Annotated in this window: 13 protein-coding genes; 6 read left to right on the top strand and 7 right to left on the bottom strand. The window is 63.2% G+C overall.

The genetic code is table 11. From position 1 onward, the window contains the following. Position 1 precedes the first annotated feature (1 nt). Positions 2-844, top strand: coding sequence for a FecR family protein (locus V8J82_RS00875; RefSeq protein WP_339971142.1), 843 nt, complete (start codon positions 2-4; stop codon positions 842-844). Between the two features lie 10 nt (positions 845-854). Here V8J82_RS00875 and V8J82_RS00880 read toward each other — a convergent pair whose 3' ends face one another. After that, positions 855-3050, bottom strand: a complete 2196-nt coding sequence (locus V8J82_RS00880; protein ID WP_339971144.1) for a CHASE2 domain-containing protein — start codon at positions 3048-3050, stop codon at positions 855-857. 172 nt (positions 3051-3222) lie between these two features. Between V8J82_RS00880 and V8J82_RS00885 the strand changes: the two genes are divergently transcribed. After that, positions 3223-3906 carry a Crp/Fnr family transcriptional regulator gene (locus tag V8J82_RS00885; protein WP_339971146.1) on the top strand — a complete coding sequence of 228 codons (684 nt, stop codon included), beginning with the start codon at positions 3223-3225 and terminating at the stop codon, positions 3904-3906. Between the two features lie 8 nt (positions 3907-3914). On the opposite strand, the gene V8J82_RS00890 is transcribed toward V8J82_RS00885, so the two are convergent. Beyond that, a complete protein-coding gene (locus V8J82_RS00890; RefSeq protein WP_339971148.1) occupies positions 3915-4640 on the bottom strand; it encodes a cyclic nucleotide-binding domain-containing protein in 726 nt (241 codons plus the stop codon). A 209-nt stretch (positions 4641-4849) separates the two neighbouring features. On the opposite strand from V8J82_RS00890, the gene V8J82_RS00895 reads away from it, so the two are divergent. Beyond that, entirely contained in the window at positions 4850-5683 is an 834-nt protein-coding gene (locus V8J82_RS00895; RefSeq protein ID WP_339971149.1) for a phosphate ABC transporter ATP-binding protein, read from the top strand. Between the two features lie 159 nt (positions 5684-5842). Here the strand turns inward: V8J82_RS00895 and V8J82_RS00900 are convergent, their stop codons facing one another. The 4 genes from V8J82_RS00900 to nth all read right to left on the bottom strand — a co-directional run bounded on the left by V8J82_RS00900 (position 5843) and on the right by nth (position 9259). After that, on the bottom strand, positions 5843-7072 hold the full coding sequence (locus V8J82_RS00900; protein WP_339971151.1) for a S8 family peptidase: 1230 nt from the start codon (positions 7070-7072) through the stop codon (positions 5843-5845). Positions 7073-7195: 123 nt separating this feature from the next. Then, positions 7196-8191, bottom strand: a complete 996-nt coding sequence (locus V8J82_RS00905) for an adenosine kinase (RefSeq protein ID WP_339971153.1) — start codon at positions 8189-8191, stop codon at positions 7196-7198. Between the two features lie 4 nt (positions 8192-8195). Then, on the bottom strand, positions 8196-8600 hold the full coding sequence (locus tag V8J82_RS00910; RefSeq protein WP_339971154.1) for a RidA family protein: 405 nt from the start codon (positions 8598-8600) through the stop codon (positions 8196-8198). Beyond that, on the bottom strand, positions 8597-9259 hold the full coding sequence (nth, locus tag V8J82_RS00915; RefSeq protein ID WP_339971156.1) for an endonuclease III: 663 nt from the start codon (positions 9257-9259) through the stop codon (positions 8597-8599). The genes V8J82_RS00910 and nth overlap by 4 nt, the downstream gene beginning before the upstream one ends. Positions 9260-9373: 114 nt before the next feature. Between nth and V8J82_RS00920 the strand changes: the two genes are divergently transcribed. From V8J82_RS00920 to V8J82_RS00930, 3 genes are all read left to right on the top strand, one after another. After that, on the top strand, positions 9374-10228 hold the full coding sequence (locus V8J82_RS00920; RefSeq protein WP_339971158.1) for a methylated-DNA--[protein]-cysteine S-methyltransferase: 855 nt from the start codon (positions 9374-9376) through the stop codon (positions 10226-10228). Positions 10229-10343: 115 nt separating this feature from the next. Next, positions 10344-11012, top strand: a complete 669-nt coding sequence (locus V8J82_RS00925; RefSeq protein WP_339971160.1) for a YiaD family glycine zipper/OmpA-like lipoprotein — start codon at positions 10344-10346, stop codon at positions 11010-11012. Positions 11013-11215: 203 nt separating this feature from the next. Next, the gene (locus V8J82_RS00930) at positions 11216-11983 is read left to right on the top strand and encodes a FadR/GntR family transcriptional regulator (protein WP_339971162.1); all 768 of its coding nucleotides are present in this window, start codon (positions 11216-11218) and stop codon (positions 11981-11983) included. Between the two features lie 87 nt (positions 11984-12070). Here V8J82_RS00930 and V8J82_RS00935 read toward each other — a convergent pair whose 3' ends face one another. Next, positions 12071-13291, bottom strand: coding sequence for a mandelate racemase/muconate lactonizing enzyme family protein (locus V8J82_RS00935; protein WP_339971164.1), 1221 nt, complete (start codon positions 13289-13291; stop codon positions 12071-12073). Positions 13292-13339: the final 48 nt, after the last annotated feature.

Below are 13339 nucleotides of genomic sequence, written 5' to 3' on the forward strand. Positions count from 1 at the left end.
CATGGCCCGTGTGACCCCTTGGATCTTGGCCGCCAGCACGGCGCTTGCGCTCGCCCTGCCCGCTCACGCGCAGAATATCGGCACCGTGGCCTCGTCAGAGCCCACGCTGACCGGCACACCGCCCGGCGCTGGCGCGCGCACCCTGGCGCTTGGTACCGGCGTGGTTCAGGATGAGCGTGTCAGTTCTTCGGCGACCGGGCGCGGACAGCTTTTGTTTGTCGATCAGACGACCCTGTCGCTCGCCCCCAATACCACGATTGTCTTGGACGAATTTGTGTTCAACCCCAATGGCGGCGGTCAGATTGGCCTGTCACTGACCGAAGGCGCGCTGCGCTTCATCGGGGGCACTCTCAGCCGCGATCAAGAGGCGGTTGTCAGCACACCGACCGCGACAATCGGCATCCGTGGATCCTCGGCCCTGGTGGTACATCTGAATGGTGAGACCATTGCCATCTTCCTGGCCGGGGAGCAGCTTTGCATCGTTACGCCCGCAGCAGGCCGTAATTGCACCAGCCGCCAAGGTGGTGTGCTGGGCGAGGATGGCTATCTGGGTCGCGTCGATCCGGAGTACCTGGCCAGCCTGCTGCAATTGATCGATGGGACGCCGCAGGGCGGCGGCGGTGGCGGGACGGCAGGCACCGGCATAGAAGGCCCGAACCCCGCGGATCGCGGCCCGGTTTCGTCGACCGGTGAGGAGCTTGACCCGGAAATCTTTGACGATGGCTTCGACATTGAAGGAGATCGCGAGTTCCTGCCGCGGGATCCCGGAAACGGAGATGGCGGAGACGGCGGAGACGGTATCGGATGCGACATCTTCTCCTCTGTCCGCGACGACTGCGTATAAACATCGCGCCTTAGCGCTTTGACATTGCTTGATATTCCCCTGCCCATCCTTCGGGCGGGGGTGTTTTTTTGTGCCCCGCGATCCGATCGAGATAAAGCTGTGCCAGCAAGCCGGAATTACAAAACGGCACTTTGATCCGCGACAATGCGGCGAACGCTCGCCCTGCGCCAATCCAATCCCGCGCGACATAGGCGCCGCGCGCCGCGCTCAGCGTTGCCTCAAAATCCCCAAGCCCCGGGGTCGACGCGGGCATGATCGTCGACACCTCCACCGCCCGGGCAAAGCCTTTCACGGCGATCAGATCCAGCGTCACGGCGCGCAGATGGGGCGGACAATGGGCCACGCTCATCGGCCCCACACAATTGCGCACCCCGTAAATCCGCGTCAGCCCTTCCAACCGGGCGGCCAGCGTGACGCTATCGCCGATGCAGGTATAGCTCAGCCGATCACGCGAGCCCATCAGACCCACCGAAGCCGGGCCGGTATTCACCCCTACCCCGAGATTCACGCGGGGCAGGTTCTGGCTGGTCAGGGCGAAATTGGCCTGCTCGGCCGCCTCATTGATCGCATTTAGCGCCCCCAAGGCGGCGGCGGCGTGGTCGGGCCGTTCGATGGGCGCGTTCCAGAATGCCATCACCGCATCGCCCATGAATTTGTCGATCGTTGCACCGTGATCCACCAAGGTCTCGGCCACGGCGGACAGAAACGTGTTGACCAAGGTCACCACACGATCGGGCGGCATCCCCTCGGTCACCGTCGAAAAGCCGCGCATATCAACAAACATCACGGTCAGATCCCGCTCGGCGCCATCCGGGGTCAGGGCGGCGGCAGGGTTCTTTTCGATCTCGGCGATCAGCGGTGGCGGCAGGAAGCGGGCGAAACGTTCGCGGATCGACCGCCGCGCGCGCTCCTTAGCAAGATATCCCAGCGTCGTGCCGGGCAGATAAACCAGGGCCGTGGTCAGAACCAGCATCACGGGATTGAACAGCAGGCCCAGATTGCTGAAGGCCAGGATGCCACCCGCAACCGACCCGCCCCCAAAGGTCAGCGCGGCGGCCAGGCCCAAAGCGGGGCGCTCGGCGCGATTGGTTAGTGTCAGAAGCAGACCCGCCAAGGCGACCAGAACAATTTCCAGGCCCCGCATCCAATCGGGCCGCGTCAGGAACCGCTCTGCGATGATCTGCTCGATGATTTCCGCATGCAGCGTCACGCCAGCGATCTGGCCATCCAGCGGCGTGGTGCGGATATCGAACAAGCCTTGCGCGGATGACCCCACCAGAATGATCCGCCCGGCCAGGCGTTGTTGCAGGATTGGGTCGATCCCATCGGCCTCCAGCACCTGCCCGACCGGGGTGACCCGCGCAGGCTGAAAACCGGAATAATGCAGGCGAAACCGGCCGTCCGCCTCGACAGGAAAGTTGAACCTGCCGGTCTGCATGGCGGTGGCCGCAACGGTACCGCCGGAAAACTCGCCCGACGCTTCGGTGGTTTTCAGGGTGTGGCCCCCGGCCCGCTGCGCCACCCGCAACAACTCCGCCGACAGCGACGGGACCAGCACGCCGCCGATCTCAGTAACCATCGGCACCGCGCGCGTAATGCCATCCTCGTTGCGGCCCAGACTGATCGTGCCCAGGCCACTTGCGGCTTGGGTCAGTTCGGGCAGATTGCCGACGGCTGCCGCATAGCGGGTCAGACCGCTGGGAACACCGCCCGTGACGGCAAACCCCGCCATCGGCACCGGCACACCCCCTTCCAGCCCACCCGCGATGGACAAGACCACCGGGCGCCCGGCGATGGCGGCGGCAAATCGGCTGTCATGGGGCTCGATCCCCAGATCCGGCAGAACGGGTCGGATGCCGTCGGAAAAGCGCGACCAGCTTTCAACGATCCGGTCGGGCGAAGTGCGGTCAGGTTCGGGAAATAGGACATCATAGCCCACCGCGCCCGCCCCGTGTTCGAACAGACGGTCGGTCAATTCGGCCAGATAACTGCGGGGCCAGGGCCATTGGCCGTATTCTTCCAGCGCTGCCTCGTCGATATCGATGACATGAACCGGAGTTTGCGGGTCATAGGCGCGCGGTGCATTGCGTTGATAACCGTCGAACACCGCGTCGCGCGCCCGATCCAGGATTGGCGGCGGAAAGGCCGTCAGCCCGACCATAAGGGCGGCCACGGCCAGGCTTAGCCACAGCGTCAGACGTGCCATGGGCATCGCTTTGCGGGTCGGACCGGTCTATCGGGGTGCTCAACTGCCATCTTGCCGCGGATCGTGGCGGAATTTTCGTGTCGCCGCAAACCCTTCCGATGTCGGGACCCGATTTGACAGGGCGCATCGCCCGAGGTCAGGCTGATGCCGCGGATGGGATGAAGGCGGCATGATGCAGATGACATTTTGGTCGATGATGGGCCTGCTTGGCGTGGGGTTGTATCTGATTGCCTATGCAGCACTCCAATTCGGCGCCCTGCGCGGCAGTTCGGCGATCTATTCCGGATTGAACCTGGCCGCCGCGGTGGCGGTCCTGGTCAGCTTGACCGAGGCGTTTAATCTGTCCTCGGCCCTGATCCAGATCTCCTGGATCGCGCTTTCGGTGATCGGGTTGATACGCCTGGCGATCTTGCGGCGGCAAACGCAGTTCACTGAGGAGGAACAAGCGCTGCTTGCAATGCATTTTCCTAGCCTGCCGCCGCAACAGGCCCGGCAATTCCTGCGCCTGGGCACCTGGCAACGGCTGAGCGCCGATCTGGTGCTGACCCGTCAGGGCAGCCCGGCCAGCGCGCTCACATATCTGGCCAGCGGCGCGGCAGAGGTGCGTGCCCATGGGGCCATCGTTGGCCGATTGGGCGCTGGTGCCCTGGTGGGAGAGCTTTCGGTGATCCACGGCGCGGAGGCGACGGCAGATGTGGAGATCACCGCAGAGGCGCGCGTGTTTTCCGTGGCAAGCGACGCGCTGCGGCGCGAGTTGCTGGCCGACCATGATTTTGCGCTGGCTGTCAGCCGCGCGCTACAAATCGAGGCACAGCGCAAGCTCGACACGCTGAACCGGGCGGCAGCGGGCCGCTAGGCAGGAGGCTAGGCCTCTGGCAGAAGGGCATTGGCCGGGGGCGCCGTTGGCGCTGCGCGATCCATCGGAACGCTATAGGCGACCTTGCGCGCCAATTCCCGCCCGAACAGAGCCACCATCGCATTGTTCAGCGCGGGCGCCCGCGCCATACGCGCCCGCAACGCCGCCGCATCGAAGCGCAGAACCCTCCCGCCATCCGGTAGAGTTACATCCGCACTGGATGGCGCGCCCGTCAGAAAGGCGACCTCACCCACGAAGACCGGGCCAGAGATCGGAAACCTGAGGCCCGATTTACTGATATCGATCTTGTCGGCGAAGGTGAGCATCAGCGTTGTGACCGGCGCGCCTTCGCGGGTCAGGACCGTGCCTGGCGCGCAGTCTTCGGTGGTCATCAAGCGACGCAGACGCCGGAATTGCCCCGGCGTGAGCGTTGGAAAATGCGCGAAAACAGCGCGATCATCGGGGGTCATGCGCCAAGTCGTCCGCTCGAACAAAATCGCAACGACCAAAACCAAATTGATCGACAGAAGCGCAACGTTGGACAGGATCGACGGCACGATCGGCTCTGGGCGGAACCCGTAATAGATGGCATCGGCCAACAAACCGCTGCCGACCAACAGGCGCAACATCAATTCATCGCGCACCGCAAAGCCCATCAGCTTTAGCGCCAGACCCAACAGTAAAATCCACAGCGCACCAGATCCACTGTCGAACGACGTAAAAAACTCTAGCACCAACATCCCCTAAATGCCTGCGGTCCCGCGGTTTTTCAGACCATTTGTCGAAGCTAACCATAGCCTGCCGATCACCAAAGACTTTTTTGGCGGCGATATTGATTTGTGAAGCTTTCATGAAATTTGCGATCCGTTCGATCTGGATCAATTTCCGTTTTCGGGGCGCTGTGACAGGCTTCGGGTATTCCGTCGCCCAAAGGAGAACTGCCATGTTCGATTTGACTGAAGCGCCGACCCCATCCGACCGTCCGACCATCACCCATCCCAGCGGCAGAAATGCCGACCCTCTGATGCGGATCACTCATCTTGACCTGTGGTACGCGCCCGAAGCCCATGCGCTGCAGGATATCAGCTTTGATCTCTTCGCCGGAGAGATCCTGGCCTTTATCGGTCCATCCGGCTGCGGCAAATCCACCATGCTGAAAGTGCTCAACAGGATGCATGACGACACGCGCGGCGTTCTGATCACCGGTAACGTGACGCTGGAGGAGCAGGATATTCACGCCGCCGATCTGGATCCGCCGCTGCTGCGACGCCGCTTTGGCTGGGTGGCGCAGAAACCCAACCCCTTCCCCAGCTCCATCTGGGACAACGTCGCCTATGGCCCGCGGATCCACGGGCTGATGCGCAGCCGCGCCGAAATGGCTGCGCATGTGGAGCAGTGCCTGCGGCAGGCGCATCTGTGGGACGAGGTGAAAGACCGGTTGCATGACACCGCTGGCACCGAATTGTCGGGCGGGCAGCAACAGCGGCTCTGCATCGCGCGGGCGCTGTCAACCCAGCCAGATGTCTTGTTGATGGACGAGCCCACGGGTTCGATCGACCCGATTGCCACGCAGAAGGTCGAGGATCTGATGGCGGAGCTGAAGGCCGACAAGGCGATTGTGGTTGTGACGCATTCGATGATGCAAGCCCGGCGCGTGGCCGACCGGGTGGCGTATTTTCATCTGGGCCGGTTGTTGGAGATCGGACCCACCGATCGGATGTTCGACGCGCCGGAGAGCGACGAGGCGCGCCGGTTCATGGCAGGGGATTTCGGCTAACCTTGTGTCTCTGATCCGAAGGCGCGCCGGCGGCGCAGGGTCTTTACCTCGCCTTACGCCTACGGCGACGGCTCAGGCGGGCGCCCTTGGCGAATGGCTCGCACAAGGGATACCTTCACAAGGAGAGATGACGCAGGGCTACCCGCGTCATCCTTGGGTTTAACTCAACGCCGCCGATGGTGCCTGAGCCAGACCGTGACCCCGATCTGCGATATCGGTCCCGGGTGTGAACACATCGGTGCGCGCCGATGTCACCAACCGCGCTTTGACCGCGTGGTGTGATTGCGGCACCGGCGCCTGTGACAGGGCCTGCCACCACAAGGCCGCAAGACCCGCCACATGGGGCGTGGCCATCGATGTGCCGTTAAACGAAACCAAACCACCGCCCGTGGCGGCTGAGACCACATCGACCCCCGGCGCAGAAAGCGACGGATTCGTGTTGGAGAACGGCGCCACGGAAAGTTGCCCGCCCTGGGCCTCGCCCAACGCGCCAACCGACACGATGCCATCGGCGACGGCCGGTACGGACACCGACACTTCGTAATCGGGATCCTCATCGCGCTTGCTCTCATTGCCGCTGGCCGCCACCACGACGGCGCCGCCGGAAAACGCCGCCATGGCGTCAAACATCGCCATCATCCGATCGAAAACCCGCAGGTTCATCCGGTACGCCTCAAGCGAGATCGAGGTGGCCAAATCCACCGGAAAGCCCTCCTCAACCAAGCGCTGGCTCAGGCCGGGAAAGTCGAAGCCAAGTGACATCGACATGACGCGGGCGCCACTGTCGAAGGCCCATTTCATGCCGTCGAACAGCATGGTCGAACTGCCCGAGCCATCATCGCCTAGAACCTTGCCGATCAGCGCATCGGTCACGCCGGGGGCCACACCGATCCGCACGCCATCCACATCCCGGCCAAAGACGGTGCCAGCGCAATGGGTGCCATGGCCTTGCGGATCGCCATTGCCAGCGCCGGAAAAATCCTTCTCGGTCAGGGTCACGCCCGCAAATGCCGGGTGATCCGCATCGATGCCCGTGTCTAGAACGGCAACCCGGATCCCGGCGCCGTCAAACGGGCTGGTATCGGCGCCGACACGGGAGACACCCCAGGTGGGGCCGGTGGCTTGCGCGGCATCGGCGCCCTTATTCATCGGCGCGATCAGGCGCGTCGGCATATCGCGGGCAATCGCGGCAACGGAGGGGTCGTTTTGCAGGCGGTGCGCCTCGACCGCCGACATCTCTGCCGTCTCGAGGGTGGGGCTTGGCGGGACATCGCCCATCGCGCCCATGGGTCCGTCGGTGACGCCCAAAGCCTCGAGACCGAACCTGATCCGAGGCCGCATGGATCGGAACGGGGCATTGGTATCGCGCAGGATAATGAATCTTCCCATCACGTAATCTCCTAATCAAAAATGCGTCCAAAAACGCCCCATCGCGCAGGAGAAAATAGTCCGGCACAGGCGCTGAACGTGATCATAGAGTAGCAGAAAACGTGAGTCGCAGGAATGCGCGGACTAGATCAGGCCCTTTTCCGCAAAGACCTGCCGCAGGGCACGTTTGGGGCGCGGGCCGACATGGGCGATGACCTCGGCCGCGGCCGCAACACCCATCTGTCCAGCTGTCTCAAGGGTTTGACCCGTGGCAACGCCGTAAAGAAACCCGGCAGCGAATTGATCCCCCGCCCCGGTGGCATCGACGGGCGTGACGCGGGTCACGGGCACCTCGACGCGGGTCTCGCCCTGGATCAGCACCACAGGCTCACCCGAGCGCGTGCAAACAACGGTCTCACACACTGCGGCGGCTTGGGCCAAAGCGACCTCCAGATCCTCGGTCTGATAGAGCGACAGCCATTCATCTTCATTGCCAATCGTGAAATCCATCTCCTCGGTGATCAGATGGCGGAAATCGTCGCGATGCCGATCCACACAGAAGGGATCGCTCAATGAAATCCCCGCCTTGCCGCCCCCCTCATGGCAGGCCTTGGCCGCCGCGGTGAAGGCGCGCTTGCCCTCGGGCTTGTCGTAGAGATAGCCCTCCAGAAACAGGTAGCGGGTATTGCCCGCCACATCGGCATCCACATCGCCCTCATCGAAATCCGCGCCCGCGCCGAGATAGGTGTTCATCGAGCGCTCGCCATCGGGCGACACAAAGATCATCGAGCGGGTCGTCGGGGCAATATCGTCGCCCGAGATCGGCGGGTTCGGAAAGCCGATCCCATCGGCGGTCATCCCCTCCTGGTAAAACAAGCCCAGCGCGTCATCTTTGACCTTGCACAGAAACGCCGTCTTCAACCCAAGAGAGCCTGCGCCCGCCACCGAATTGGCCACCGAACCACCCGGCGTCTGCACCCGATCCGTCATCGCGCCGTAAAGGATCTCGGCCCGGTCGCGTTCGATCAGCTGCATGATGCCCTTCTGGATACCCATATTGTCCAGAAAGCTGTCATCGGCATGGGAGATAACATCGACGACGGCATTGCCGATGCCGACCAGATCGTAGGGTTGGGTCATGGGGTCAGTCCTTTTTCACGGCTGTCACGGCGATGGCGTCGAGTTCGATCTCGACCAGCCAATCGGGGTCAACAAAGCCCGACACCTCCATCACGGTGGTGGCGGGCCGGATATCGGTGAAGGTCTCGGCATGGGCGCGGGCGGCCTCTTGCCAGGTGGTTACGTCTGTCAGGAGGATCCGGGTTCGGATGACGTCCTCTGGCCCCGCACCGGCGTCGGACAGGGCATTTAGCGCGATCTCAAGGCACCGTTTGGTCTGGCCATAAACATCGCCGATACAATCGGTGCCGCCGCCCGCAGATATGGGGGCTGTACCACCCACCGCGATGATGTCGCCGATCCGTACAGCGCGGGAGAAGCCGATCTGCGGCTCAAGATATGAGCCGGAAGAGACATTTCTGCGGCTCACGCCGGCACCTCGGTCTTGTCTTCATAGACGCACAGATCGCGGATCAGACAGGCGCCGCACTTGGGTTTGCGGGCGACGCAGATATAACGGCCATGCAGGATCAGCCAATGATGGGCGTGAAGCTGGAACTCGGCGGGCACATTGTCTTCGATCTGCCGTTCGACCGCGTCCACATCCTTGCCCGGAGCAATCAATGTCCGGTTCCCAACGCGGAAGATATGGGTATCGACAGCCTGGGCGGGTTGGCCCCACCACATATTCAGCACCACATTGGCGGTCTTCCGACCGACACCCGGCAAGCTTTGCAGCGCCGCGCGAGAGGACGGCACGACACCCCCATAATCTTCGACCAGGATGCGGCTCAGCTTGATGACGTTCTTCGCCTTGTTGCGGAACAGACCGATGGTTTTGATATGCTCGATCAGCTTTTCCTCACCCAGATCCAGCATCTTTCGCGGTGTATCGGCGATCTCGAACAGCTTGGCGGTGGCCTTGTTCACCCCCGCATCGGTCGCCTGGGCACTCAGCGCGACGGCCACAACCAGCGTGTATGCGTTGACATGGTGCAACTCACCCTTCGGCTCGGCCTCAGCCGCGCGGAACCGGGTGAAGATTTCATAGATCGTTTGATAATCGAGCGCTTTGGGTGCCTTTGCCATAGGCCCTTTTGGCAAGGCAGGCGCGCGGTCGCAAGCCTTCGCGGGACTATCAGCAGGTTCCGGGTCGCGCGGGTCGGTCGTGGCGCGTAGGTTATGGGTCAAAGAGAGGATGAAATGACCCAACACGACACCAACGCGCAGACCGGCAGCTACCATTACGAGGTGATGCGCCGGGCGCTTGATCTGATCGATGCCGATCCGCACCAATCGCTTGAGGATCTTTCCGCCCATCTGCGGATGAGCCCGGCGCATTTCCAGCGCACCTTTTCCAGTTGGGTTGGCGTCAGCCCCAAGCGTTATCAGCAATATCTGACGCTGGACCACGCGCGGCGTCTGCTGGCCGAGCGGTTCACGGTGCTCGATACGGTGGGGGAGACCGGGCTGACCTCGGGCGGGCGCCTGCATGACCTGTTCCTGCGATGGGAGGCGATGAGCCCCGGCGCCTATGCGGCGGGCGGCGAAGGCCTGGTGATCCGCTGGGGCTGGTTCGATAGTCCCTTCGGTCCGGCGTTGATCATGGCCACCGACAAGGGCATCTGTGGCATCGGCTTTGCCGCGGAAACCGGGCCTGAGCCGACCATGGCAGATCTGCGCGGGCGTTGGCCCAACGCCACATATATCGAAGACCCCATGGCCCTGCGCCCGATGGCCGACGCCGCCTTTGGTGGCAATGGCGACTTGTCCCTGTCGCTGATCGGGGCGCCCTTTCAGATCAAGGTGTGGGAGGCACTGCTCAACATTCCCACCGGCCACGTCACGACCTATTCCGAGATTGCAGGCGCCATTGGTCGCCCGCGTGCCGTGCGGGCCGTCGGCACCGCCGTGGGACGCAACCCGATCAGCTGGCTGATCCCCTGTCACCGCGCGATGCGCAAATCGGGCGGGCTGGGCGGCTATCACTGGGGCCTGCCGGTCAAACGCGCGATGCTCGCCTGGGAAGCCGCCGCCACCGAGGATGGCGCCGCCTGAAGTGGGCTGCGCTGCCTGGCGCGGAATTCCCCCTGTTGATGCGGCACACATCTGGTATATTCGCCGCCAATGGACCCCAAGAAACCGGGCTCCAACCATCAACAAGGGCAGAGCGATGATCTCAGCAAAACCAATTCTTCTGGCCGCGGCCGCGGCAATGGCCCTGACCGGCTGCGTCTCGAACAATGTCGGCGGCGGCGGCTTCGGCAGCGACCCGAACGCCAACCGCACCCGCGACGGGGCCGTGGTCGGCGGTATTTTGGGCGGCTTTTTGGGCGCGACAGCCGATGACGACAATCGCGGGCGCAACGCGGTGCTGGGCGCAGCCGTGGGCGCTGCGGCAGGTGGCGCGATTGGCGCGGCGCTGGACCGCCAGGCGCAGGATCTGCGCGGCTCGCTCAGCAACAACCGGATCCGCATCGAAAATACCGGATCTGAGCTGATCGTGACAATGCCCGAAGGCATCCTGTTCGATGTCGATTCCGCCGCCATTCGGGCCGGATTGCAATCGGATCTGCGTGCTCTGGCACAAAACCTGAACCAATATCCCGATACCGATGTGCGCGTCGAAGGCCATACGGACAATACCGGCTCGGCCTCCTACAACCAGGATCTGTCGACGCGCCGCGCGCAGGCCGTCACGGGCGTATTGCTTGAGGCCGGTGTGGCGCCGTTTAGGGTCCGCGCAATTGGCCGGGGCGAGGATGAGCCGATCGCAAGCAACCTGACACCGGAAGGCCGTCAGCAGAACCGCCGGGTCGAGGTGATCATCCGCCCGCGCTAAATCGCAGGCCCCGCAAACCCAAACAAACGGCCCGCGCAGCACCTTGCGTGGGCCGTTTTGCGTTGCGCTCTTCCATTGGCACCAAATACCCTCGCCGAAGGCCGGCGACCGGCCCGGCATATGCGCGACATCCGGTCTGCACGCGGCTCTGGACACCTCCGGCACGTGGTCATACCATTTGACCAATTCAAAGCGGAGGCCCCATGCCCTTCCAACGTATCGAGGCCGAGCGCCTCTCCCAATCGGTCGTCAAACAGATTGAGCAACTGATCCTGCGCGGCATCCTACGCCCCGGCGAACGCTTACCCTCGGAGCGTGAATTGTCCGAACGGCTGGGCGTGTCGCGCCCCAGCCTGCGCGAGGCGGTGGCAGAACTGCAATCGCGCGGTCTGCTGGCCACGCGTGCGGGGGCCGGGATCTATGTGGCTGACGTTCTTGGATCGGCCTTTTCGCCAGCCTTGATCCAGCTCTTTGCCGCCCATGAAGAGGCGGTATTCGACTATATCGCGTTCCGCCGCGATCTCGAAAGTATCGCCGCCGAACGAGCAGCGGTGCATGGATCGGATACCGACCTGAAGGTGATCGACGCCATCCTGGGCAAAATGGAAGTGGCCCACCGCAAACGCAATCCGGCCGATGAAGCCGAGCTGGACGCCGAGTTTCACCTGGCCATCATCGAGGCCAGCCATAATGTGATCCTGTTGCATATGATGCGCTCCACCTTCGACCTGCTGCGCGAGGGTGTGTTTTTCAACCGCCAGCAGATGTTCAAGAACCGCACCACGCGGGATTTGCTGTTGGACCATCACCGGGCGATCAACGAAGGCATCCAAGCGCGCGACGCCGCCGCCGCAAAGGCGGCTGTGGTCGAACATCTGGATTACGTGGAAGAAGAGCTCACCCTGCTGAACAAAGCGGCCAAGAACGAGGATATCGCCCGCCTCCGCTACGCCCATGAAACCGAACGCTAGCACCGCCATCAGGGCCTTGCGGTTTTCCATATGGAAAATGGGACGGAGAACGTGGTTGCCCGGGCCCGCCAAGCCGAGCGCTTCGAGTTAGTCGGCGGCGCCACCCCCGAACGCGTTGCCATTTTGCCAATCGCAAGGCGCCTCCTGCATCTCAAGATGGAGCCGATCTTCGCCATAGGCGTGGGCGCGGGCGATGTCGTCGTTCAAGGTGATCCCAAGGCCGGGCGTGTCCGGCGCTGCGACAAAGCCGTTTTCGACCTTTGGTCGTCCGGTCACCAACGCGTCATGAAAAGGCGTTTCAATGGCTTCGACCATCAACAGGTTGGCGCAGGTGACACCCAGATGCACATTTGCGGCCCATTCCACCGGCCCGGCATAGAGATGGGGGGCGATCTGTGCGCCAGCGGCCTCGGCCAGAATGGCGATTTTCTTCCCCTCCCAAACCCCACCTGCGCGGCCCAGAGCGGGCTGCAAGATCCTCGCGCCATAGCGGAGCGCCAGGGCGAATTCGCTGATGGTGCAAAGCCGCTCGCCCGTCGCAATGGGGATCGGAGTATGGGCCGCGACCTCGGCCAAACCAGGCAGATTGTCCGGCGGGATCGGCTCTTCGAACCACAGCGGGTCATGGGGCGCGATGGCCTGGGCGAGGCGAATGGCACCTGCGGGGGTAAATTGGCCATGGGTGCCAAAGAGAAGATCGGCCCGGATGCCCACCGCCCCCCTGATCGCGGCGCAGAACCGGGCCGACAGGTCGATATCGGACAAGGCGGGCATATGCCCGCCGCGGATCGTATAGGGACCGGCGGGATCGAACTTCACCGCCGTGTAGCCCTGGGCCACGCAATCCGCAGCGGCCTCTGCCGCGAGTTCGGGATCGATCCAGAACTGATCCATATCGTGATGCGGCATCGGGTAAAGGTAGGTATAGGCCCGAAGCCGATCATTCATCCGTCCGCCGAGCAAGGCCCAGACCGGGCGCTCCCGCGCCTTGCCCAATATATCCCAGCACGCCATTTCCAAGCCTGAAAACGCGCCGAACACCGTCGGATCGGGGCGCTGGGTAAAGCCGGAGGACTGCGCGCGGCGGGACATCAGCTCGACGTTTTCCGGGCTTTCGCCGTGCATATGGCGCGCGAAGACATCCGAAATGACGACACGCATCGCCGTGGGGCCAACGCCCGCGGCATAGACTTCGCCGAGACCGGTGATCCCGCAGGCCGTGGTCACGCGCACGATTAACCAATAGCGTCCGCCCCAACCCGGCGCTGGAGGGGCGATGGCAAAGATCTCAAGAGCGTCCAGTTTCATATCGGATCCGGTCTTGGGGGCCAGCCCCCAAACCCCCGGGGTATTTTG

It is taken from the genome of Gymnodinialimonas mytili (assembly GCF_037544085.1).
Lineage (GTDB): Bacteria > Pseudomonadota > Alphaproteobacteria > Rhodobacterales > Rhodobacteraceae > Gymnodinialimonas > Gymnodinialimonas mytili.

Coding starts and splice junctions, on each gene's coding strand:
- V8J82_RS00875 (WP_339971142.1), top strand. CDS start 2: ATGGCCCGTGTGACCCCTTGGATCTTGGCCGCCAGCACGGCGCTTGCG.
- V8J82_RS00880 (WP_339971144.1), bottom strand. CDS start 3,050: ATGGCACGTCTGACGCTGTGGCTAAGCCTGGCCGTGGCCGCCCTTATG.
- V8J82_RS00885 (WP_339971146.1), top strand. CDS start 3,223: ATGCAGATGACATTTTGGTCGATGATGGGCCTGCTTGGCGTGGGGTTG.
- V8J82_RS00895 (WP_339971149.1), top strand. CDS start 4,850: ATGTTCGATTTGACTGAAGCGCCGACCCCATCCGACCGTCCGACCATC.
- V8J82_RS00900 (WP_339971151.1), bottom strand. CDS start 7,072: ATGGGAAGATTCATTATCCTGCGCGATACCAATGCCCCGTTCCGATCC.
- V8J82_RS00905 (WP_339971153.1), bottom strand. CDS start 8,191: ATGACCCAACCCTACGATCTGGTCGGCATCGGCAATGCCGTCGTCGAT.
- nth (WP_339971156.1), bottom strand. CDS start 9,259: ATGGCAAAGGCACCCAAAGCGCTCGATTATCAAACGATCTATGAAATC.
- V8J82_RS00920 (WP_339971158.1), top strand. CDS start 9,374: ATGACCCAACACGACACCAACGCGCAGACCGGCAGCTACCATTACGAG.
- V8J82_RS00925 (WP_339971160.1), top strand. CDS start 10,344: ATGATCTCAGCAAAACCAATTCTTCTGGCCGCGGCCGCGGCAATGGCC.
- V8J82_RS00930 (WP_339971162.1), top strand. CDS start 11,216: ATGCCCTTCCAACGTATCGAGGCCGAGCGCCTCTCCCAATCGGTCGTC.
- V8J82_RS00935 (WP_339971164.1), bottom strand. CDS start 13,291: ATGAAACTGGACGCTCTTGAGATCTTTGCCATCGCCCCTCCAGCGCCG.